Source organism: Streptomyces sp. NA04227, assembly GCF_013364195.1.
Classification (GTDB): domain Bacteria; phylum Actinomycetota; class Actinomycetes; order Streptomycetales; family Streptomycetaceae; genus Streptomyces.
The window spans coordinates 2,042,186-2,064,897 of sequence record NZ_CP054918.1 but is presented as its reverse complement, the minus strand read 5'-3'; the positions used below and the strand labels follow the sequence as shown (position 1 = coordinate 2,064,897).

The following is a 22,712-nucleotide window of genomic DNA, read 5'->3' as shown; positions in this document are numbered from 1 at the left end:
GCCACCGCCGCGAGATCCCTCGGTTCTCACCGGGGGTGTACGGAGGCCTGGCGAAGTCTGCCGAGGTCTGCCGAGATACGCCCCTTCCGACTAGATTCGGTATATGGCGCACTCCAAGCAGGAGATCGAGCGGAAGCAGGAGATCGAGCGGAAGTACGAGGCGGCGCCCGGGACGGACGAGGTCGTACTGCCCGCGCTGACCGGTGTCGGCGCGGTGGCCAGCGTCCTGGAGCGGGGCGTGAGGGAACTCGACGCCGTCTACTACGACACCGTCGACCAGCGGCTGCACGCGGCGGGCATCACCCTGCGCCGCCGAACCGGGGGCGAGGACGAGGGCTGGCATCTGAAGATCCCGGTGGCCGCGGACGTGCGCGAGGAGATCCGGGTCCCGCTCGGGCCCGAGATCCCCGACGAACTGAGCGCGCTGGTACGGGCGTTCACGCGCGGGTCGGTACTCGAGCCACGGGTTCTGCTGGCGTCCCGGCGCGAGGTGCACCACCTCCTGGACAAGAAGGGCACCCTGCTCGCCGAGGCCGTCGTCGACCGGGTGCATGCCGAACGCTTCGATGGACGCGGCGCCGACTGGACCGAGGCCGAGGTCGAACTCGCCGACGGCGCCCCGGTCGCCCTCCTCGACAAGGTCGACAAACGGCTCCGCAAGTCGGGGCTGCGCCGCTCGGCGGCCCCCTCGAAACTCGCCGCCGCCCTGGAGCGCACCGGGCCCGTCGCGACGACGGCGACGCCGCCTGCGGATGAGGCGGTGCCGCCCGGTTCGGCAGGCGCGTACGTCCTGGACTACCTCCGCTCCCAGCGCGACACCCTGCTCGGACTCGACCCCGCCGTCCGCCGTGAACTGCCCGACTCCGTCCACCGGATGCGGGTGGCCACCCGGCGGCTGCGCAGCGCCCTGCGCTCGTACGCGAACGTCCTTGACCGTGAGGTGACCGATCCGCTGGGCGCCGAGCTGAAGTGGCTGGCCGGTGAGCTGGGTGTGGACCGGGACCTGGAGGTCCTGGGCGAACGGCTCGGCTCGCACCTGGGCGAGGTGGATCCCGCACTGGTCGAGGGCCCGGTGTCGCAGCGGATCGAGGGATGGCTGGCCGGGCGTCGCGGCGGCTCGCGCGGCATCGTCGCCGAAACCCTGGACAGCGACCGCTACCTGGCACTCCTCGACCGGCTCGACGCGCTTCTCGCCGCACCCCCGCTGCGCTCCGCCGCCCGTGCCAAGGCCCGTAAACCCGTCCACAGGGCGGTCCGCGGCGAGCTCGACCGGCTGAGCAAACGCCTCGACGCGGCGGCAGACGTCGCCGAGGCGGGACCCGAGCGGGACACCGCCCTGCACGAGGCCCGGAAGAAGGCCAAGCGCGCACGGTACGCGGCGGAGGTCTCCGCGCCCCTGCTCGGCTCCCGGGCGAAACGGCTCGTCAAGGATCTCAAGCGGCTCCAGAAGCTCCTCGGTGAGCACCAGGACGGCGTGGTCGCCCGCGAAGCCCTGCGGGAACTCTCCGCGGAGGCCTTCACCTCGGGCGAGAGCGACTTCACATACGGGCTGCTCTACGGTCGAGAGGAATGTGCCGCCGCCGCATGCGAGGCGGCCGTCCCGGGAGCCCGTTCCCGGGTCGCGCACAGTGGGAAACGGTTCAGGCACGCGAAGTGACGGCGCCCCGGTGACGGACAGGCGGCCGTCCTCGGGGCCCGCGCGGCCGCGCTAGTCTTGAGGGTCACCCGTGGCGGTTCCACGGGTTGTCCCGTCCCCGTGCCAGGCGCCGGGGAGTCCCATGCCAGCTCACGAAGGTTTCCCGGTATGTCCGCCGAAGCAGTGGAAGCAGTCGCAGCAGTCGAGGCAGCAGACGGGGTGGAAGCGGTCCCGGCTGCCTCCGTGTTCCCGCAGCTCGAAGCCCTGCTGCCGCATGTGCAGAAGCCGATCCAGTACGTCGGCGGCGAACTCAACTCCACGGTCAAGCCGTGGGAGTCCTGCGACGTCCGCTGGGCGTTGATGTACCCGGACGCCTACGAGGTCGGCCTGCCCAACCAGGGCGTCATGATCCTCTACGAGGTCCTCAACGAGCGCGAGGGCGTGCTCGCCGAGCGCACCTACAGCGTCTGGCCGGACCTCGAAGAACTGATGCGCAAGCACGACGTGCCGCAGTTCACCGTGGACTCCCACCGCCCGGTACGCGCCTTCGACGTCTTCGGGCTCTCCTTCTCCACCGAGCTCGGCTACACCAACATGCTCGCCGCGCTCGACCTCGCGGGCATTCCGCTCGCGGCCAAGGACCGCGGCATCGACGACCCGGTGGTGGTCGCGGGCGGCCACGCCGCGTTCAACCCGGAGCCGATCGCGGACTTCATCGACTGCGCGGTCATCGGCGACGGCGAACAGGCCGTCCTGGAGATCACCGACATCGTCCGCGCGTGGAAGGCCGAGGGCCGCCCCGGCGGCCGCGAGGAACTCCTGTTCCGGCTCGCGAAGACCGGCGGCGTGTACGTGCCCGGCTTCTACGACGTCGAGTACCTGCCGGACGGCCGTATCGGACGCGTCGTACCGAACAAGTCCGGTGTGCCGTGGCGGGTTTCCAAGCACACCGTGATGGACCTCGACGAGTGGCCCTACCCGAAGCAGCCGCTGGTGCCGCTGGCCGAGACCGTGCACGAGCGGATGTCCGTGGAGATCTTCCGCGGCTGCACCCGCGGCTGCCGGTTCTGCCAGGCCGGAATGATCACCCGCCCGGTGCGCGAGCGCTCCATCACCGGCATCGGCGAGATGGTCGACAAGGGCCTCAAGGCGACCGGCTTCGAGGAGGTCGGCCTGCTCTCGCTGTCCTCCGCCGACCACACCGAGATCGGCGAGATCGCCAAGGGCCTCGCGGACCGCTACACCGAGGACAAGATCGGCCTCTCGCTGCCCTCCACCCGCGTCGACGCCTTCAACGTCGACCTGGCCAACGAGCTGACCCGCAACGGCCGTCGCTCCGGTCTCACCTTCGCGCCCGAGGGCGGCTCCGAGCGGATGCGCAAGGTCATCAACAAGATGGTCTCGGAGGAGGACCTGATCCGCACCGTCGCCACCGCCTACGGCAACGGCTGGCGCCAGGTGAAGCTGTACTTCATGTGCGGCCTGCCCACCGAGACCGACGACGACGTGCTCCAGATCGCCGACATGGCGGCCAACGTCATCGCCAAGGGCCGCGAGGTCTCGAACTCCAACGACATCCGCTGCACCGTCTCCATCGGCGGCTTCGTCCCCAAGCCGCACACCCCCTTCCAGTGGGCGCCCCAGCTCTCCGCCGAGGAGACCGACGCCCGCCTGGAGAAGCTCCGCGACAAGATCCGCGGCGACAAGAAGTACGGCCGCTCCATCGGCTTCCGCTACCACGACGGCAAGCCCGGCATCGTCGAGGGCCTGCTCTCCCGCGGCGACCGCCGCATCGGCTCCGTCATCCGCGCCGTCTACGAGGACGGCGGCCGCTTCGACGGCTGGCGCGAACACTTCTCGTACGCCCGCTGGATGCGCTGCGCCGAGGAGACCCTCCCCGAGTACGGCGTGGACGTCGACTGGTACACCACCCGCGAGCGCTCCTACGAAGAGGTCCTGCCCTGGGACCACCTGGACTCCGGCCTCGACAAGGACTGGCTCTGGGAGGACTGGCAGGACTCCCTCGACGAAACCGAGGTCGACGACTGCCGCTGGACGCCCTGCTTCGACTGCGGCGTCTGCCCGGCGATGCAGACGGAGATCCAGGTCGGGCCTACGGGGAAGAAGTTGTTGCCGTTGACGGTGGTCAAGTAGCGGGTGGCGCGGGGGAGATGCGGTGGCTGACCGCGGACTCCCGCAGTGTGGAGCACGTCATGTGCCGGGGCAGCCGGTGCCCGGCAGGACGGCGGGTTCCCAGGTCGGATACTCGTATTGCCCGAGTGATTACGCGGATGTGAGGCAGCGCCTCCGTTCTGTAGCGTCTGCATCGGTATCCTCAGCGAGTACAACGGACGTGCCGGTGCGCTTATCCGGGCGACGCCCCGGGGGCAGGGGGACACACGTGGCGTGGGACGAGTGGGAACAGCTCAAGGCACAGGCTGTCGAGCGGCGCACAACCCATACGCAGATCAACAGCCGTCAGGGAGGCGGAAGCGAGGCCAGTCCGTCGGCTGCCGGGGGTGGCGTGGGAACCCTCAAACACGAGAGTGGCCCGTGGACAAGGGCGGCTACCACGGCCGACGAACTTCAGACCAGCACGATTACCGCGAAGGTTGAGCTGCGCAGCGCTCACGAAGGCACTGGTGGCGGTCTGGGGGGCCTTTCCAGCCTTGGCGTACTCAAGTCCGTACTCACCTCTTGGGATGACCGACTCGGACGTGTACGTGAGGAATGCAGTTCCTTGGAGCCCAAGCTACGGAAGGTGGCTGTTGACCTCGGCGAAGTGGATATCCAGGTCGGGGACAAGGCCAAGACGGTTACGGTGCCGGGGACGAGGAGGGGCGAGTAGGCGATGGCCACAGCGTCCGCGCTGACATGGCAGCAGCTTCGTGATCTCAGGCTGTTGGAATTGACCGATGCTGCCGATGGTTGGGGCGCCGCCTCCAAGTTCGCCGATCACGCGCGTCAGCGCGTCGACGGTGACATGAGCGGCAAGCTCTCCAAGACCCAGCACAGTGAGTCTGCCAGAGCAGCGGTCAAGAGACTGAAGCGACTAAGCGAGAACTACCACTACATCCACACTGAGACCGGGCTCATCCGAGGCACCTTGGACGCCTTCGCCACGGAGCTCGGCGCGCCGCAGCGTCGCTTACGCGATGCTCTCGCTGATGCCGCCTCTCTCGGATATAGCGTGCGTGACAACGGCAGTATCGACTACCCGGCTGGCGGTAAGAATGAGCTGACTGGCGACGAGATCCCTGGCGGCTCCGTAGTGGGAAACAACGGCATGCTCGATCAGCCGAATCTCGATGCCGATGGCAAGTACGACCCCAGCCTGAGTTCGGGTGCTCCAGCCCTGAAGAGCCCAAACCCGCATCGTGCAAAGGCGCAGGGCATCGCAGACCGCCTCGCCCACGCTGTGCGCGAAGCCCAGGAGATTGATGATCGCTACAGTGAAACTTTCCAAAAGCTCAAGGCTGCCCCGGGGCTGAGGGTCGACTCCGAAACCTGGGCGAACGTGGCGTCAGACATCGATGCTGTGAGCGATACGGCAGGCAAGAAGCTTCCGATGGATAAGACGCCCGCAGAGCGCAAGGAGTGGTGGGATCAACTCAGCAGCGAGCAGCAGGAGGAGTATATCGCGACGTTTCCTGAAGTGATCGGAAATATGGATGGGATCCCTGCTGTGGCTCGTGATGAGGCGAACCGAGAAAACATTCAAGTGCTTATCGGGAAGTTGGACGGGCGCGACGACGAGAAGTCGAAGACAATGTTGGCTGGGCTGGAAAAGATACAAAGCAGCTTGGAGCACCCGGATCCGAAGTATCCTCAGCCCTATCTTCTGGGTATCGGCGACCAGGGTAACGGCCGGGCTATCGTCAGCTACGGAAACCCCGACGCTGCCGCCAACGTGTCTGCGTATGTCCCCGGCCTGGGAACAGCCCTTGACGAATCGTTTGCCACGGGGGATTTACGTAGGGCCGCTGACACGGCGAAGGGGGCGCAGCAGTACGATGCGTCAAGTGCCTCCATCGTATGGCTCGGTTATGATGCACCGCAGGGCTTTGACGTGATGTTTGCGGACGATGCGAAAGCCGGAGCGGCCTCCTACAACGATTTTATGGCCGGTATTTCCGCCACGAATGAACACGCCGATCCTCACATCACTGCAGTCGGGCACTCCTATGGATCGTTCACTGTCGGGCAAGCGGCTCAGCTGGACGGTGGTATCCCTGGAGTCGACGACATTGTTCTAGTCGGTAGTCCCGGGACAGGAGCGGACAAGGCCGCGGACTTGAACGTGGGCAAAGACCATGTCTTCGTTGGGGCAGCCGAGAATGATCCCGTCACGAAGCTGCCCAGTCATGAACAGGCATCCGGAATGCTGGATGGTGCGCTCCATGCGGGTATTGGTCGCGGAAATGCCTCTGGCGGCCCTGGCAGCGTCGGCGGCTTCGTGGGGAGCGTTATAGGAGGTGTCACCGGTGGAACATTCGGCTTCATTCAGAATGGTGACCCTGACCTACGATGGTTCGGCACGGACCCCGCCAGCAAGGATTTCGGAGCTCACCGGTTTCTTGTGGACGATGGCCCGCCAGCGCTCAGGGACGCAGATGATCCCACGCCCGCCCACTCGAACTACTTCAATCCGGAAAAAGACAAGGAGTCCGCCGATAACATCGCACGTATCGTTGCCGGAATTCCTGAGGAAATAACTACGGATCGTCCCCGATGAACGTGCACTCTCGATTTGCCGGAACTGTTGTCCTGCTGGGTTGCCTTCTCGCTGGTTGCGGATTCTCTGGCGGGCAACGCGAATCCCCAGCGGGTAAGCACGGAGGGCCCACCGTGAATTTGACCATGCAAGAGGCGGCAGAACGAGCGGACGCTATGCTCGACGCCACGCTGAATGCCATCAAGCCGGAAGTCAACTGGACTCACAGCGGTGCCTCCGAAGGTGAATGCGACATATCCAGGGAGCGCACGGTGATGACTATCGTTTCGCAAGAAAGGCGAGGTAGCTTCATCGGTGTGGTGCAGAGGTTCTGGGAGAAGAGCGGTTACCGGATCAAATCGGTCAACAAAAGCCAGAAGTTTCCTGCCGTGTTCGCTCAGTCGGCGGACGGATTCGGTATCACCCTCCTCGTGGTGAAGGCCGGGCAGGTGGTGCTCTCCGTCGACTCGCCGTGTGCCAGGAAGTCGACGGTGGCCGACCCGACCACCCCTCCGAAGGGGCCCGATTACGATCACCCGGTCCCGGAGCCCAACGTGCACTCCGACTTCTGGTCCTCCGAGAAACCGATCCTCGCATCGCCGCCGAGCGGGGGCTGAGGCAGCGCGCGGAGCCGTACGAGTCGCCGGTGTATCCGGCCGCTGGTCGAAAACCCTGAACACCCTTCGTCCGCCATCGACTTGAGCCCGTCGGCTGCTCATCCTGGCCGGGCCCCGCCATGTCCGGCCAGGATGAAGCCATGCCTCGACTCGAACCCCCTCACCTACGGTTCCACCGCTCCTACTTGGCGGCGGTGGCCGAACAGACCGCCGGCCCCCGGCCCGTCGGCCCCCTGATGGCCGGAGTGCTGGACCGGCACGCGGGCGGCTGGCAGGAGTCCGAGGGGTTTGCCCGGTTCGTGGCCGAGATGCGCGCATGGGCGCGCGGCGACCAACTGCCGCCGGAGATGCCAGTACCCGCGACGGTGCTGTGGTGGACCGAGGGCGACACCCACCTTGGCACCCTGTTCATCCGTCACCGGCTGACCCCTCAACTCCTCGACTTCGGCGGCCACATCGGCGCAGCGGTCAACGCCGGTGCCCGTGGGCGCGGGCACGCGACGGCCATGTTGCGCGCCGCGCTGCCGTTCGCCGGTCGACTCGGCGTCGACCCCGCACTGCTCACATGCGACCGGTCCAACACGGCCTCGCGCAAGGTCATAGAGAAGTGTGGCGGCGTTCTGGAGGACCGGCGGGGCAACAGCCTGCGGTACTGGATCGGCACCGCGAATGCCACAAAGACCGGAGGTACGGGATCCGCACCGGGAGTTGAGGCGTCCTCACAGTCATGAGCACCCATGGAGCCGACGACCCGGCCGGGCCGTACGAGAAGCCGTCGACCGCTGCGGACGAGCGCTTCCCGCCCACCGGGGCAGGGCAGTTGCCCGACACCCGGCACGGCGGAGCCCACGCCGCCTCGACGGGCGGCGAAGGCTGTCTCACGGTCGCGATCCGGATTCCCGTGCGGATCGTGGTGCTCGTCCTGGTCGTCCCCGTACGGATGGTCTGGGATCTGTTCGTCGCGGGCGGGCGGCTGGTGCGCGACCATGTGCTGCGTCCGGCGGGCCGGGCGCTGTCCTGGGTCGGTCGGACCCTTGTCGTCGTTCCGCTGCGCTGGCTCGGCCGTACGCTCGTCGTGATTCCGCTGACCTGGCTGTATGCGCGGGTGCTCACCCCGTTCGGGCACGGTCTCGGATGGCTCGGACGGGGGATCGGCATGCTGCTCGGCAAGGCCGCGTCCGGTGTTGCCGTCGCCGTGGTGTGGCTGGCGAAGGCGGTGTTCGTGTGGCCTTGGGTGGGGCTGTGGCGCTACGTCGTCGTTCCGCTCGGCCGGGGGCTCGGATGGCTCGGCCGGACCCTGATCGTGGTCCCGCTGACCTGGCTGTACCGGAGCCTGCTCACCCCGCTCGGACACGGCACCGTCCGTCTGCTGCGCGCCCTCGGACAGGGGCTGTCGTGGCTCGGCCGCACCCTCGTCGTCATCCCGCTCGGCTGGCTGTACGCCCGCGTCCTGACCCCACTCGGCCACGCGATCCGCTTGCTCGGCCTCGGACTTGCCGCCGCCGTGGTGTGGCTGGCGAAGGCCGTGTTCGTCTGGCCGTGGGTGGGACTGTGGCGCTACCTCCTGGTCCCGGTCGGTGCGGCACTGGCCGTCGCGGGCGCCTGGTTGTGGCAGCGCGTGCTCGCGCCGGTGGGGCGTGCCATCGGCTGGGCGGTGACCGGACTGGTGCGCGGCATCGGCACCCTGCTGCGCTGGATCTTCGTGCTGCCGTTCGTCGCGTTGTGGCGCTGGGTACTGCGTCCCGTGGGCCGGGCCCTGCTCGTGGTCGCCCGGGAGATCGGCGCGGCCTTCGGGCACGCCTGGCGGGTGGCCGGCCATATCTCGCGCGCCGTCGGACGCTTCCTGTGGCGGGTGCTGCGGCTGGTGTTCGTGGAGCCGGTGCGCTGGGTGTACCGCTCCGTGCTCACTCCGGTGGGCCATGTCGTACGCGATGCCGTCTGGCGGCCCACGGCACGTGCGGCCCGCCAGGTCGCCGGAGGCGTACGCGAGGCGTGGGCCACCGCCCGGCAGAGCGCGCGCCAGGCCCGGGCCGAGGTGCGCCGCATGCTCTTCGGCGACCGCGCGGAGCCGAGCCCACCGCCCATGGAGCAGCCCGCCTCCATCCCCCTGCACGAGCAGCGCGTCACGTCGCCCTTCCTGTCCGGCGCCGAGAACGGGTACGGCGATCCGCGGCCAGGGCCGGGGCCGGGGCCGGAGCCCGAAGCGGTACGGCTGCACAAGCGCTGAGTTCGCCAGGGGACAGGGAATAGGGACAGCGCAGCGGACCGGACGGGAACAGTGGCCGGGCCCGCCCCCTGGCCCACTGCCACTGTCCACACCCCCGGACCCCGAGCCGATCGGGCGCGTACCCTTGAAGACTCAAGACACTGTCCGGAACGGAGCACGCCTCGCCCACGCGGAGCCGTGGGGGAGCGAGGGAGCCGAACCGGACGGCGGTGCCCCTTCGGGTGCCGTCCGCAGGAAGCCCCGCCCCGGCGGGTCAGGCGTCGGCGTACGCCTGTGGAACAAGGAGAAGAACCACTGGGCAAGCGACAGCCCGTAGGCCCGCCGCCCGCTCCCGCGGTGCAGCGCATCCGTCTGCGCTACACCAAGCGCGGCCGCCTCCGGTTCACCAGCCACCGTGACTTCCAGCGTGCCTTCGAGCGGGCCCTGCGCCGCGCCGAGGTGCCCATGGCGTACTCGGCGGGCTTCACTCCGCACCCCAAGGTCTCGTACGCCAATGCCGCACCCACCGGCACCGGCAGCGAGGCCGAGTACCTGGAGATCGCGCTCACCAAGCCGCGCGACCCGGGCACTTTGCGCACTCTGCTCGACGAGTCGCTGCCCCCGGGCCTCGACATCGTCGACGCGGTCGAGGCGCACACCTCCTCCTTCGCGGACCGGCTGACCGCCTCCGTATGGGAGCTGCGCCTGGCCGGTGTCGAGCCGTCGGCGGCGCGAACCGCCGTGGAGGCGTTCCTCGCGGCCGGGAGTGTAGAGGTGCAGCGCCGGACGAAGAACGGTATGCGGACCTTCGACACCCGGGCCGCCGTGGCGGACCTCGCGGTGAGCGCACCGTTCGAGGGTGCGGAGGCGGCCGGGGCCGCCACGAGCCCCACCAGCAGCACAAACCTCATGGCTGATGGGCCCGCCGAGCAGCCCTGTGCGATACTGCGGCTGGTTGTTCGGCACGTGACGCCTGCCGTACGACCCGACGACGTCCTGTCCGGTCTCCGAGCTGTGGCCGACCTGGCGCCGCCGGTCCCCGCAGCGGTGACCAGGCTGGCGCAGGGGCTGTTCGATGAGGAGAACGGCACGGTGACCGACCCGCTCGCGCCTGACCGCGAGGCAGACACGACCCCAGCCGTTATGCGTGGGGACGCTGCCGCCGCGGCCGCGACGGAAGGTACCGCGTAAGGGAGTCGTCGTGGCGCAGCCCTCGTACTCGGGAGCCACCTGGGTCGGGCAGCGCTCTGACCAGGAGACTTTCGCCAGGCCGTACGTACATGGCGTACCGGAACCGGCGAGAACGACACGGATGAGCTCCCGTGCGGCGCACGCGCCCCGGACGGCGGCACCGCGCATGAGGCGCGAGCCGCGGACGTCACCGGACCAGGCGCGGCGCCCGGGAGCCTGACGGGAGAACTGCCCGGATGCTTGAGCCGACCGAGCCCACGGAATCCTCCGAGGGACCAGAGAACAACTCACCCAGCGACACCCTGCCGCCGCGCCGTAGGCGCCGCGCGGCCTCCCGGCCCGCGGGTCCGCCCGCCGCCGAGACCGCTGACGCCACCGCGTCGGCGGACACCGCGGCCGGTACCGCCGCCGTACGCGGCGGTGCCGCGCCCGCAGCGGACGTCGAGGCCGACGAGGTCGAAGAGACCGATGTGACGGCCGAAGAGACCGACGTGACGGAAGGCACCGGCGAAGCCGCCGTGACCTCCGCCACCACCGCACCCACCACCGACGAGCAGGCCGCTCCCGCCGAGGAGCCCGCCGCCGAGGCCGCGCCCCCGGCCCGCCGCCGCCGTGCCACGCGCCGCGCTTCCGCCCCGGCCGGAGCGCCGAAGAGCGGATCGGCCAAGAGCGACGAGGCCGTCACCGTCGAGCCCGTCGCCGAAGCGGCAGTCGCCCCCGCGGCCGCCGAACCCGAACCCGAGCCCGCCGCTGCGGCCGAGGCCGAGCCGGTCCAGGAGGCCGCGCCGCGCCGCCGTCGCCGTGCGACCCGCAAGGTCAGCGCCCCGGCCCCGGTGGAGGGCGAGGCCCCGGTCGCGGCCCTCGACACCGAGGCTCTGGCCGCCGCGAGCGAGGTGCCCGGCGCCGAGACCACCCAGGTCCCGGATGTTGTCGCCGCCTCGGCGACCGTCGCCCAGGAAGCCGCCGCACCCGCCGCCGCGCAGGCGGACGAGTCGCAGGCCCCGGCCGAGGAGGCCGCGCCGCGTCGCCGTCGTCGTGCCACGCGCAAGGCCGCCGCCGGGTTCTCCGAGCCCACCCGTAAGATCGCCGCGCGCGAGGCCGATGGCGCGGACGAGGCCGAGGGCCGCCCGGCCCGGCCCGCCGTCGCCGTCTTCCAGGCCCCGGTCTTCACCGAACCGATGTTCCAGACGCCCGAGCGCGCGGCCGCCCAGGCCGCTGCCGAGGCCGCCGGGGACGAAGAACCGGAGCAGGAGCCGGAGGCCGAGCACGAGCCGGAGTCCTTGGAGGCCGACAGCACCTCCTCGCGCCGCCGCCGACGTCGCCGTGCCGTCTCCGCGGGTCTGAGCCCGGCCGCGGAGGGCGAGAGCGCCCGCGAGCCCGAGGCCGCTGCCGAACAGGCGGCGACCGAGGAGCGGACCGAGGAAGCACAGGACGCCGAGTCCGCCGACGAGGGCGAGGACGGCGGCGAGGCCGGTTCGCGCCGTCGCCGTCGCCGTGGTGGACGTCGTCGCCGTCGTGGTGAGGCCGCCGAGAACGGCGAGCACGGCGAGGGCGAGGAGTCCGGCGCCGACGGTGAGGAGTCCGGCGCGGAGTCGGACGAGAGCGCCGAGGACGAGCAGGACGAGCACGACGACGACTACGCCTCCTCCGGAAGCAGCAGCAGTCGGCGCCGTCGGCGTCGTCGCCGCCGCGCCGGGGACGGTTCCGACGCCGCCGCACCGGGCGACGGCGACCCCGAGCGCACCGTGGTCAAGGTCCGCGAGCCGCGCGAGCGGCGCGCCAAGGACGAACCGGGCACCGGGCCCGACGAGGTTCAGTCCATCAAGGGCTCGACCCGTCTGGAGGCCAAGAAGCAGCGCCGCCGCGAGGGACGCGAGCAGGGCCGCCGCCGGGTGCCGATCATCACCGAGGCGGAGTTCCTCGCCCGCCGCGAGGCCGTCGAGCGCGTGATGGTCGTACGCCAGAGCGGCGAGCGCACCCAGATCGGCATCCTCGAGGACGACGTGCTCGTCGAGCACTACGTCAACAAGGAGCAGTCGACCTCGTACGTCGGCAACGTCTACCTCGGCAAGGTGCAGAACGTCCTGCCCTCGATGGAGGCCGCCTTCATCGACATCGGCAAGGGCCGCAACGCCGTCCTGTACGCGGGCGAGGTCAACTTCGAGGCGCTCGGCCTGTCCGGCGGACCGCGCCGTATCGAGTCCGCCCTGAAGTCCGGCCAGTCCGTGCTCGTGCAGGTCACCAAGGACCCGATCGGTCACAAGGGCGCCCGCCTGACCAGCCAGGTCTCGCTGCCCGGCCGCTACCTCGTCTACGTGCCCGAGGGCTCGATGACGGGTATCAGCCGCAAGCTGCCCGACACCGAGCGGGCCCGGCTGAAGACCATCCTCAAGAAGATCGTCCCCGAGGACGCGGGCGTCATCGTGCGCACCGCCGCCGAGGGAGCCAGCGAGGACGAGCTGCGCCGCGACGTGGAGCGCCTCCAGTCGCAGTGGGCCGACATCCAGAAGAAGGCCAAGGGCGGCTCCTCCAGCGCCCCGACGCTGCTGTACGGCGAGCCGGACATGACCGTCCGCGTGGTGCGCGACATCTTCAACGAGGACTTCACCAAGGTCGTCGTCAGCGGCGAGGAGGCCTGGGAGACGATCCACGGCTACGTCTCGCACGTCGCCCCCGACCTCGTGGACCGGCTGAGCAAGTGGACCTCGGAGACCGACGTCTTCGCCACGCACCGGATCGACGAGCAGCTCATGAAGGCCCTGGACCGCAAGGTCTGGCTGCCCTCGGGCGGTTCGCTGGTGATCGACAAGACCGAGGCCATGGTCGTGGTCGACGTCAACACCGGCAAGTTCACCGGCCAGGGCGGCAACCTCGAGGAGACCGTCACCCGGAACAACCTGGAGGCGGCCGAGGAGATCGTGCGCCAGCTCAGGCTGCGCGACCTCGGCGGCATCGTGGTCATCGACTTCATCGACATGGTCCTGGAGTCGAACCGGGACCTGGTCCTGCGCCGCCTGCTCGAATGCCTCGGACGGGACCGTACGAAGCACCAGGTCGCCGAGGTGACCTCGCTCGGCCTGGTCCAGATGACCCGTAAGCGGGTCGGTCAGGGCCTGCTGGAGTCCTTCTCCGAGACCTGCGTCCACTGCAACGGCCGCGGCGTCATCGTCCACATGGAACAGCCCGCGACCTCCGGCGGTGGCGGCGGCAAGCGCAAGCGGCGCGGCCGCGGCGGCGCCGACCACGCGCAGGAGCACACCCACCACGAGCCCGAGCAGCCCGCCGAGACCCCGGCGGCGGCGGAGACCGCTGCCGAGGTGGCGGCTGTGACCTCGGAGGGTGCCGAGCCCGCGGCCCTGCCCGAGCCGGAGTTCCGTCCCGACGAGGAGCTCTACAGCAGCGTCGCCGAGGCGGAGGCCGCGGCGGGCCGTGGCCGTGGCCGCCGTCGCGCGACCCGCCGGGCCTCCGCACCCGCCGGAGCCCCGAAGGCCAAGCAGGAGCGCGGCGCCCCGGCCGAGCAGCCCGCCGAGCCGGCCCCCGCCGCACAGGCACCGGAGCAGGCTGCCCCCGCGCAGCCGGAGACCGTCGCCGAGGCCGCCCCGGCCCAAACGGTGCACGCACCGTCCGCGGAGGCCGCCGCACCGGTCGCCGACGAGGCCGCGCCCAAGGGCCGCGGTCGTCGCCGGGCCACCCGCAAGGTGACCGCTCCCGCCGGTTCGCCGCAGGGCGCCGACGAGGGAGCGGCTGCGGCCGTCACCGTCGTCGAGCCCAAGGCTGCCGAGCCGGCCCCCGAGGCCGAGCCGGTCGCCGCCGAGCCGGTGGCCGAGCCCGCACCGGCCCGTACGCGCCGTCGTGCGGTGCGCACCGCCAGTGCGCCCGCCGGGTCCGAGGAAGCAGCCGTCACCGTGGTCGCCCCGACCGCGAACGGCGCCGGGCCGGACACCGGCGAGGGCGAGCCGTCCGCCGAGGACGGCGCCGAGGCACCGGTCAAGAAGGCGGCGCGCAAGACCGCCAAGAAGGCCACCGCGAAGAAGGCCGCCACCAAGAAGACGGCGGCCAAGAAGACCGCGGCGAAGAAGGCCACCGCCAAGAAGGCGACGGCGGCCAAGACTGCCAAGAAGGCGACGAAGAAGACCGTCGCCGCCGAGCAGTCCACCGGTTCGGTCAACGCCTCCACGGAGGACTGAACCAGGGTCTTTCGTTTGGATCTGGTCGGTGTGGTCGACGGTTCTTTGCGTTCGACCCGAGCGGGGTCTGGTGCGTGCAGCTGCAAGGCGGAGGATTGAGGCATGGCGGAGCCATGGTGATTGACGACAACGCCGCAGATGTGCGTGCCAGACCCTGCGACCCCCGACGAGATCCAAACGAGAGGCCCTAAGGCCGTACGTCCGGCCCGTGACCTTCCGACGCCCCTGGTGCAGCACCGTCGCACCGGGGGCGTCGGGGTGCCGTAGGGCGTGCCGGGCGTGGGCGGGGTTCCGTCGGCAGGGAGCCGTTTTGCCCTTTCGCCGCGCGCCCCGTAATCTTGACCCTCGGCGTGTTTACGCGCCGCACCTTTGAGCACGTACCTCCCGCCTCCGCCGTAGCCCGGCAGGGGACGGGGGAGGCCGCTCGTCCTCTCGGATCATCGGGCCCCGGCCCGTGTGAGCGGCTGGCATCAGGGGTTTCCGTTCCGAGCGAAATGAGAGTTCGCGTGTACGCCATCGTGCGCAGCGGCGGTCGCCAGCACAAGGTTGCTGTCGGCGACGTCGTCGAGGTTGACAAGATTTCCACCGCCCAGGTCGGCGACACGGTCGAGCTCTCGACCCTGCTTGTCGTGGACGGCGAGACCGTGACCAGCGACCCGTGGGTGCTGGCCGGTGTGAAGGTCCAGGCCGAGGTCGTGGACCACCACAAGGGCGCGAAGATCGACATCCTTCGCTACAAGAACAAGACCGGCTACCGCCGTCGTCAGGGCCACCGCCAGCAGTACACGGCGATCAAGGTCACTGAGATCCCCGCGGCTGCGAAGTAAGGGACAGAGGGAGACTCCGACATGGCACACAAGAAGGGCGCATCGTCCACCCGGAACGGTCGCGACTCGAATGCCCAGCGGCTCGGCGTGAAGCGCTTCGGCGGTCAGGTCGTGAACGCCGGTGAGATCCTGGTCCGCCAGCGCGGCACGCACTTCCACCCCGGCAGCGGCGTCGGCCGCGGCGGCGACGACACCCTGTTCGCGCTGCAGCCCGGTGCGGTGGAGTTCGGCACCTTCCGCGGCCGCAAGGTCGTGAACATCGTTCCGGTCGCCTGATCCAGGCGCACACCGAGTGGCCCGGGTGACACCCGGGCCCCGGCCGGAGCACGTTTTCGCGAGGCGGACCTGATTCCCGTACGGATCCCGTACGGGAAGAAGGTCCGCCTTTCGCGCGTTATGACCACGGGTGGCGGCCAGGCCACCGGTACCCCGTGATCGTGACACCGTAGACAACCTGACGGCAGACGCACCTCCCGCGTCACGCCGCTCCCCTTTGGAGGCACCCACCCATGACCACCTTCGTGGACCGCGTCGAGCTGCATGTCGCCGCGGGTAACGGAGGCCACGGCTGTGCCTCCGTGCACCGGGAGAAGTTCAAGCCGCTCGGCGGGCCCGACGGCGGCAACGGCGGGCGCGGCGGCGACGTCACCCTCGTCGTCGACCAGTCCGTGACCACCCTGCTCGAGTACCACCACGGCCCGCACCGCAAGGCCACCAACGGTAAGCCGGGGGAGGGCGGCAACCGCTCCGGCAAGGACGGTCAGGACCTGGTCCTCGTGGTCCCGGACGGCACCGTCGTCCTCGACAAGCAGGGCAACGTCCTCGCCGACCTGGTCGGCCACGGCACCACGTTCGTCGCGGCCCAGGGCGGCCGGGGCGGTCTGGGCAACGCCGCGCTCGCCTCCGCCCGCCGCAAGGCGCCCGGCTTCGCGCTGCTCGGCGAGCCGGGGGACATGCGTGACCTGGTACTCGAACTGAAGACGGTCGCCGATGTCGCGCTCGTCGGATACCCGAGCGCGGGCAAGTCCTCGCTGATCTCGGTGCTGTCCGCGGCGAAGCCGAAGATCGCCGACTACCCGTTCACCACGCTGGTGCCCAACCTCGGTGTCGTGACGGCCGGTTCGACCGTCTACACCGTCGCCGACGTGCCGGGCCTCATCCCCGGCGCGAGCCAGGGCCGCGGCCTCGGCCTGGAGTTCCTGCGGCACGTGGAGCGGTGCAGCGTACTGGTCCACGTACTCGACACGGCGACCCTGGAGTCCGACCGCGACCCGGTCTCCGACCTCGACATCATCGAGGAGGAGCTCGCCCAGTACGGCGGCCTCGGCAACCGGCCCCGGGTGGTCGTCCTCAACAAGATCGACGTACCGGACGGCAAGGACCTCGCCGAGATGGTGCGGCCCGACCTGGAGTCGCGTGGCTACCGGGTCTTCGAGGTCTCCGCGGTCGCCCGTACCGGCCTCAAGGAGCTGTCGTTCGCGCTCGCCGAGCTGGTGGCCCAGGCCCGTGCGGCCAGGCCGCAGGAGGAGTCGACCCGGATCGTCATCCGGCCCAAGGCGGTCGACGACGCGGGCTTCACGGTGACCCGCGAGGCGGACGAGATGTACCGGGTGCGCGGCGAGAAGCCCGAACGCTGGGTGCGCCAGACCGACTTCAACAACGACGAGGCCGTCGGCTACCTCGCCGACCGGCTGAACCGCCTCGGTGTCGAGGACGAACTGCTCAAGGCCGGTGCCCGCGCCGGGGACGGCGTCGCCATCGGCCCCGAGGAGAACGCGGTCGTCTTTGACTGGGAGCCCACCATGATGTCCGGCGCCGAGATGCTCGGCCGCCGCGGCGAGGACCACCGCATGGAGGCGCCCCGCCCCGCCGCCCAGCGCCGCAAGGACCGCCAGGCCGAACGGGACGAGGCCGAGCGGGAGTTCGACGACTTCGATCCCTTCTAGACCTCGGGGTTCGTTCCAGGGCTTTGGGGTCCTGGGATTCGCTGTCCTGGGTTTCGCGGTCCCGGGTTTGGTGATCCTGGGCTTCGTGGTCCTGGGTTTCGCGATCCCGGGCTTCGCGATCCTTGGATCCGGGCTCCCGGTCTTCAGGCTCCTCGCTTACGGGCTCCCCGCCTCCGGTACGCCGGAAGCCGGGAGCCCTTGCGGTTCCCGGCTTCCGTTGCGTCGCGCGGTCGTTCAGAGGGCCAGGTGCATTACGTGCAGGCCCACGTCGCCCTCGGAGGGGTGCCGGAAGGCGCCCGGTACCGTGCCGACGATCTCGAAGCCGAGCCGGCGGTACAGGCGTACGGCGTGGACGTTGGTCTCGACGACCGCGTTGAACTGCACGGCGGCGTAGCCCTGTTCGCGCGCCCAGTCGATCGAGTACTGGCACAGCGCACGGCCCACGCCGCGGCCGCCGTGCTCGGGGTCGACCATGTAGCTCGCGCTGGCCACATGGGAGCCGTTGCCCGCCTGGTTGCGGTTCATCTTGGCGGAGCCGAGCACCGTGCCCTGCTCGTCGACCGCGACGACGGTGCGGTTCGGCGGGGCCAGCATCCACCAGCCAGCGCCGTCCTCCTCGTTCAGGTCGGTGGGGAAGGTGAAGGTCTCGCCCGCGGCGACGATCCGGTGGAAGAAGGGCCAGATGGCGGGCCAGTCCTCGGCGGTGGCAACTCTGATGTGCATGGACACAGAGCCTGCCTGTTGTCCGCCGCCGGGCCAAGTGGCTTTCTCGGCGGGGCGTCTGCCGGGCGCCCGGTGGGGGGTGGTTGTGCCTGCCCTTTCGGCGACAGATTGGATGTCTCAAGTGCTATTTGGGGATCAACTCCGGCTCTCACGGGGAAAATCAGTCCGACCGCTCCATTGACGTCCGATGTTTGTTGTCCGTAGGTTCCCGGTACATGGCGCCGGCCGGCCCGCTGTTCGACGAGCCCCCAACTCCCCGACAGGAGCGTCCATGTCCCTCGGAGATCCGCACGTGCGCGAGCCCCGCACACGCAGAACCCCCCGATTCCGCAAGGCGGTTGTGCCCCTCCTGGGTGCCGCTCTGCTCGCGACCGTCGCCCCCGCAGTCCAGGCCGCACCGGCATCGGTGTCGGCACCCTCGGCAGCCGCGCGGGCCGAGGCGCCTGCGACCGGACCCGGCACCAATTACGCCACCGACGACCCGTTCACCTCCTCCCGGACGAGCTGGTACCGCCAGGACAAGTTCGGGATGTTCATCCACTTCGGCGCCTACTCGAACCTGGAGGGCGAGTACACCCGGCCCGACGGCAGCGTCTGCCGGAACGCGGAGTGGATCATGCGGCAGTGCGCGATCCCGAAGGACGCGTACGAGAAGCAGGCCGCCGGGTTCAATCCGGCGCAGTTCGACGCCAAGGCGGTCGTCAAGGCGGCCAAGGCCGCGGGGCAGCGCTACATCGTCATCACCACCAAGCACCACGACGGCTATGCGATGTGGCCGACCAAACAGAACACGTGGAACCTGCGCGACCACTCCGCCTTCGACAAGAACCGTGACATCCTCGCCGAGCTGAAGCGCGAGTCGGACGCGGCCGGGATCAAGCTCGGCTTCTACTACTCGATCTGGGACTGGCACGACCCCGACTTCGCCGACCCGGCGACCTTCCCGCAGTACAAGAAGCGGATGTACGCCCAGCTCAAGGAACTGGTCGAGGGCTACGACCCGGCGCTGTTCTGGTTCGACGGCGAGTGGGACGCCGACAACCCGCGCAACCGCTGGTCCCGCCGGGACGGCGCGGAGCTGGAGACCTATCTGCGCGGACTCGACCCGGATCTCGTCATCAACAACCGGGTCGGCAAACGCGGCGTCGTCGAGGGCGACTTCGGCACCCCGGAGCAGGAGATCCCCGGCGAGACCGTGCCCGGTCAGCTCTGGGAGTCCTGCATGACCATCAACAACAGCTGGGGCTATGCCAAGCACGACGAGAACTGGAAGTCGCCCACCACGCTGATCCGGCACCTGAACGACATCGCGGGCCGCGGCGGCAACTTCCTGCTGAACATCGGCCCGGACCGGCTCGGCCGGATCCCCCAGCCCTCGGTCGACCGGCTGGCGGCGATGGGGGACTGGCTGCGTTCGGCAGGCCAGGGCGAGTCGGTGTACGGGAGCGAGGCCGCGGACCAGGTCGTCGAACCCTCCTGGGGTTCGGTCAGCCGCAAGGGCGACAAGCTGTACGCCGCCGTCCACGAGTGGCCCGCGGCGGGCAAGTCCCTGCACCTGACGGGCCGTACGCCGCTGGAGGTCACCAAGGCGCGGGTGCTCGGCAGCGAAGACGCGGTCCGCGTGACGGCCTCCGGTGACGGCATCGACCTCACCCCGAGCGGGTCCGCCCCGGACGCCTCGTCCTCCGTCATCGAGCTGAGCCTGAAGCCCACGCCCGCCGCCGGTGAGGACAAGGGCACGGGCCTGAGGGCGGAGAGCTTCGCCAACGAGACCTTCTCCGGTCCGCCCGCCGTCACCTCGACCGACGCCACCGTCAACGAGTCCTACCGCTTTGACGGTTCACCCGCCGCGTCCATTCCCGCGGACCACTTCAGCACCCGCTGGACCGGCCGTCTGGAGCCCCGCTACAGCGAGGAGTACACGCTGACCACGGTCTCCGACGACACGGCCCGGGTCTGGATCGACGGCAAGCTGGTCATCGACGCGGGCACCCCGCACGGACCCCGCGTCGACCAGGGCAAGGTCACCCTCAAGGCGGGCCAGAAGCACACCATCAAGGTCGAGCACACCGAGGGCGGCGGCGAGGCCCACATGAAGCTGATCTGGTCCAGCCCGCACCAGTCACAGCAGGTCGTACCGGCCACCCGCCTCTACACGCCCTGAGGGCATGGCACCGCACCGTCAACAGGCGTGAGTCCGCGGCAGGGTGAATCCGTACCAGGCATGAATCCGTAGCAGGCGTGGGCCCGGACCAGGCGTGGGTCCGCACCAAGGATGAGTCCGCGTCAGGAACGAACCCGCGTCAGGAACGAACCCGCATCAGCACATGCGTCCGCCCCGGTCAGTCGACCGGGGCGGACTCATGTGCCGATCTCGCGGGACAACAGTTGCTCCCGGGTGTCGACGCCCGACGGCTGTAGCTCAGGCGTTGACCGCGTCCTCCGCGTCGCCCTGGTCGGGGGCGGCGGAGTCCGACTCGGCCGGTTCGTCGACGAGTTCGGGGTCGCCCTGCGGTCGCGCCCCGCCGTCGTCCGTACGGGCGGCCATACGTTCCCGGCGCTCGTCGGCCTTGGTGGACAGGGCCCGTACCGCGTCGGCGAACCGCACCATGGACGGCGGGTCCGAGGGGCCGAGCAGCCGCTCCTTGAGTGCCGCGCGGTCCTGGGCGTGCACATCCTCGGCGGGCACCCGCACCGAGTGCAGTACGGCCGGGAGTTCGTGCGCGTCCTCGCTGAGCACCGCCGCCGCCCCGACGGTCGGGAAGGTGCTGCGGAACTCGCGCTCGGACAGGCCCGAGGTGTTGGCGACGGCGTACGGCTTCTCGCTGCTCAGCCAGTCGGAGATCACGCTGGAGACATCGCTGATCAGCAGGTCCGCGACATTGAAGCAGGCGAAGATCGCCGGGCGGGGGCCGGTGACGATCTGGTGCTCCCACTCCGGGAAGGACGCCCAGTAGGCCCGCTCCCAGGCCGCGGTCGCCTCGCGGATCGCCGCCTCGCGGGAGCCGTCCGGGGCGCCCTGGAGCAGCATCCGCTCCATCTCGTCGGCGCTCTTGCGGAAGGAGGAGCTGGTGAGTTCGTCGAGTTCGGCGGTGCGGCGGGCCAGTTCGGCCGCGGCTTCGGCGCCGGGGCGCTCGCCGGTGCGCCGGGTGTTGGCCTCGCGGATCATCGCCTTGATGCGCTCGTCGGCGGCGCCCGCGCGCGGGTCGACGGAGCCGGTCATCGGGTGCGGCTTGTAGAGCAGGCGCACCGAGTCGTCGGCGAGCAGCTCGCGCACGATGCTCTCGCCCGCGAGCACCACCGAGGTGTTGCCCGGGTTTCCGTCCCAGCCCTCCCAGGTGGGGGCGTACAGCACCGTGGTGAACGGCCCGGTGGGCGGACCCGTGTACGGGCGGATGGGCGCCAGCTGCGGGCGGCCCACCTCGACGACGTCCTTGTCCTCCACACCGACGTCGGCCAGCGCGTACCGGTCACGGGCGGCGGGTCCGGCGACCCAGACCTCGTCGTAGGCCTTGGCGTACGGGTTGCAGGAGGAGAGCTTGTCGCTCTCGCCGTGGTTGATGAAGGCGTGCTTGATGGTGGGGATCCGCAGCACCTGCGAGGTCTTCCCGGAGTTCGCGGGGTGCAGCATCATCCGCAGCGTGGAGCTCTCCAGGGAGAACAGGGTGGACACCCGGGGGAAGCAGATGACGGGCACATCGGTGGCGTCGATCTTCTGCACCATGAACCGCTCGCGCAGCACGATCAGCGGCCGGTCGAGCTGGGAGAGCGTGGAGAGCCACATGTTCGCCTGGTAGGCGGAGGAGGCACCGCCGGAGAAGTACATGGCGACGTTCGGCTGGTAGGCGGCGAGCCACTTGTCCAGCCAGTTGGTGACCTCCTGCGCCCGCGCGGCACGCTTCTTCGGCAGCAGCCAGGTGGCGAGGAACACCACACCGCCCGCCATCAGGGCCAGCGAGACGCCGATGCCGACGGCGGCCCAGAGGGCCCTGCCGGACAGCGCCGACAGGACGAGGCCCGCCGTGGCCGGAGCGGAGTAGGCGAGCAGCCGGTGGCCGGGGCGGCGGGACAGGATGCGCGGCGGGGCCTGGGTCAGGCGCAGTGCGGAGGCGTCGATGTTGCGGGTGACGATCGGCAGGCTCCGGCTGCGGCGGACCAGAACGGCGGCCGCCTGGCAGGCGAAGTGCAGCAGGTACACACCCAGGAGCAGCAGCGTGAGCACCGCCTGCGTGCCCGTACCCACCTCGTCGAGCCGCAGCAGTCCGAGGAGCACCAGGCTGTCGCGCAGCAACTGGCGCACCGTGATGTCGAACCGGACCTTCGCGAGGACCGAGACGAGACCGGGCTGCTTGTACCGGAGATAGGTGTCGAGCGCGAGGCCGCCCGCCGTGCCGACAGCGAGCAGCGCGGCGTTCGGCAGCAGCGCACCGGCGAGCTGTACGAGGAAGAGCACGGACATCGACAGCAGTGCGCACAGCTGCACGATGCGGCGGGGGGCGAGTCCGGCAAGGGACACGGGCTGGGCTCCTGCGGGGGTTCGGAGGGGGCGGGGAGATGTGGGGGTGCCCGTCGCACCCGGGGACGGCGGGTCCCCGGATGTCGCAGACGGACAACCGACCGTATGACTTCTGTTGGCCTGCTAGCAATCTTGCGAGATCCCAATCA

The 22,712-nt window shown here is 70.0% G+C and carries 14 protein-coding genes; 12 read left to right on the top strand and 2 right to left on the bottom strand.

Annotation, left to right across the window (positions count from 1 at the left end; all coding sequences use genetic code 11):
* Positions 1 to 103 precede the first annotated feature (103 nt).
* The 11 genes from HUT18_RS08600 (at position 104) to obgE (ending at position 17,324) form a co-directional block, all read left to right on the top strand.
* A complete protein-coding gene (locus tag HUT18_RS08600; RefSeq protein ID WP_176099247.1) occupies positions 104 to 1,657 on the top strand; it encodes a CYTH and CHAD domain-containing protein in 1,554 nt (517 codons plus the stop codon).
* A gap of 147 nt (positions 1,658 to 1,804) precedes the next feature.
* A complete protein-coding gene (locus HUT18_RS08595; RefSeq protein WP_176099246.1) occupies positions 1,805 to 3,790 on the top strand; it encodes a TIGR03960 family B12-binding radical SAM protein in 1,986 nt (661 codons plus the stop codon).
* 697 nt (positions 3,791 to 4,487) lie between these two features.
* A complete protein-coding gene (locus tag HUT18_RS08590; protein WP_176099244.1) occupies positions 4,488 to 6,371 on the top strand; it encodes an alpha/beta hydrolase in 1,884 nt (627 codons plus the stop codon).
* A gap of 113 nt (positions 6,372 to 6,484) precedes the next feature.
* The gene (locus HUT18_RS08585; protein ID WP_176099242.1) at positions 6,485 to 6,967 is read left to right on the top strand and encodes a hypothetical protein; all 483 of its coding nucleotides are present in this window, start codon (positions 6,485 to 6,487) and stop codon (positions 6,965 to 6,967) included.
* 140 nt (positions 6,968 to 7,107) lie between these two features.
* Complete coding sequence (locus HUT18_RS08580; protein WP_176099241.1) at positions 7,108 to 7,698, top strand: GNAT family N-acetyltransferase; 591 nt, start codon at positions 7,108 to 7,110, stop codon at positions 7,696 to 7,698.
* Positions 7,695 to 9,194, top strand: coding sequence for a hypothetical protein (locus HUT18_RS08575; RefSeq protein WP_176099239.1), 1,500 nt, complete (start codon positions 7,695 to 7,697; stop codon positions 9,192 to 9,194). Before HUT18_RS08580 ends, HUT18_RS08575 begins: the two co-directional genes overlap by 4 nt.
* A gap of 336 nt (positions 9,195 to 9,530) precedes the next feature.
* On the top strand, positions 9,531 to 10,364 hold the full coding sequence (locus tag HUT18_RS08570; protein ID WP_176099238.1) for a TIGR03936 family radical SAM-associated protein: 834 nt from the start codon (positions 9,531 to 9,533) through the stop codon (positions 10,362 to 10,364).
* A gap of 236 nt (positions 10,365 to 10,600) precedes the next feature.
* On the top strand, positions 10,601 to 14,551 hold the full coding sequence (locus tag HUT18_RS08565; RefSeq protein ID WP_176099237.1) for an Rne/Rng family ribonuclease: 3,951 nt from the start codon (positions 10,601 to 10,603) through the stop codon (positions 14,549 to 14,551).
* Between the two features lie 506 nt (positions 14,552 to 15,057).
* Entirely contained in the window at positions 15,058 to 15,378 is a 321-nt protein-coding gene (gene rplU / locus HUT18_RS08560; RefSeq protein ID WP_176099235.1) for a 50S ribosomal protein L21, read from the top strand.
* Positions 15,379 to 15,399: 21 nt separating this feature from the next.
* The gene (gene rpmA / locus HUT18_RS08555; RefSeq protein WP_040253648.1) at positions 15,400 to 15,654 is read left to right on the top strand and encodes a 50S ribosomal protein L27; all 255 of its coding nucleotides are present in this window, start codon (positions 15,400 to 15,402) and stop codon (positions 15,652 to 15,654) included.
* Between the two features lie 233 nt (positions 15,655 to 15,887).
* On the top strand, positions 15,888 to 17,324 hold the full coding sequence (obgE, locus tag HUT18_RS08550) for a GTPase ObgE (protein ID WP_176099233.1): 1,437 nt from the start codon (positions 15,888 to 15,890) through the stop codon (positions 17,322 to 17,324).
* Between the two features lie 234 nt (positions 17,325 to 17,558).
* Here obgE and HUT18_RS08545 read toward each other — a convergent pair whose 3' ends face one another.
* A complete protein-coding gene (locus HUT18_RS08545) occupies positions 17,559 to 18,047 on the bottom strand; it encodes a GNAT family N-acetyltransferase (RefSeq protein WP_176099231.1) in 489 nt (162 codons plus the stop codon).
* A 271-nt stretch (positions 18,048 to 18,318) separates the two neighbouring features.
* Between HUT18_RS08545 and HUT18_RS08540 the strand changes: the two genes are divergently transcribed.
* Positions 18,319 to 20,211, top strand: a complete 1,893-nt coding sequence (locus tag HUT18_RS08540; protein ID WP_176099230.1) for an alpha-L-fucosidase — start codon at positions 18,319 to 18,321, stop codon at positions 20,209 to 20,211.
* Positions 20,212 to 20,469: 258 nt separating this feature from the next.
* On the opposite strand, the gene HUT18_RS08535 is transcribed toward HUT18_RS08540, so the two are convergent.
* The gene (locus HUT18_RS08535) at positions 20,470 to 22,563 is read right to left on the bottom strand and encodes a hypothetical protein (protein ID WP_254878485.1); all 2,094 of its coding nucleotides are present in this window, start codon (positions 22,561 to 22,563) and stop codon (positions 20,470 to 20,472) included.
* Positions 22,564 to 22,712: the final 149 nt, after the last annotated feature.

Bases quoted from the DNA above. Each gene is read 5' to 3' on its own strand.
- HUT18_RS08600 (WP_176099247.1), top strand. From the start codon at position 104: ATGGCGCACTCCAAGCAGGAGATCGAGCGGAAGCAGGAGATCGAGCGG.
- HUT18_RS08595 (WP_176099246.1), top strand. From the start codon at position 1,805: ATGTCCGCCGAAGCAGTGGAAGCAGTCGCAGCAGTCGAGGCAGCAGAC.
- HUT18_RS08590 (WP_176099244.1), top strand. From the start codon at position 4,488: ATGGCCACAGCGTCCGCGCTGACATGGCAGCAGCTTCGTGATCTCAGG.
- HUT18_RS08580 (WP_176099241.1), top strand. From the start codon at position 7,108: ATGCCTCGACTCGAACCCCCTCACCTACGGTTCCACCGCTCCTACTTG.
- HUT18_RS08575 (WP_176099239.1), top strand. From the start codon at position 7,695: ATGAGCACCCATGGAGCCGACGACCCGGCCGGGCCGTACGAGAAGCCG.
- HUT18_RS08565 (WP_176099237.1), top strand. From the start codon at position 10,601: ATGCTTGAGCCGACCGAGCCCACGGAATCCTCCGAGGGACCAGAGAAC.
- rpmA (WP_040253648.1), top strand. From the start codon at position 15,400: ATGGCACACAAGAAGGGCGCATCGTCCACCCGGAACGGTCGCGACTCG.
- obgE (WP_176099233.1), top strand. From the start codon at position 15,888: ATGACCACCTTCGTGGACCGCGTCGAGCTGCATGTCGCCGCGGGTAAC.
- HUT18_RS08545 (WP_176099231.1), bottom strand. From the start codon at position 18,047: ATGCACATCAGAGTTGCCACCGCCGAGGACTGGCCCGCCATCTGGCCC.
- HUT18_RS08540 (WP_176099230.1), top strand. From the start codon at position 18,319: ATGTCCCTCGGAGATCCGCACGTGCGCGAGCCCCGCACACGCAGAACC.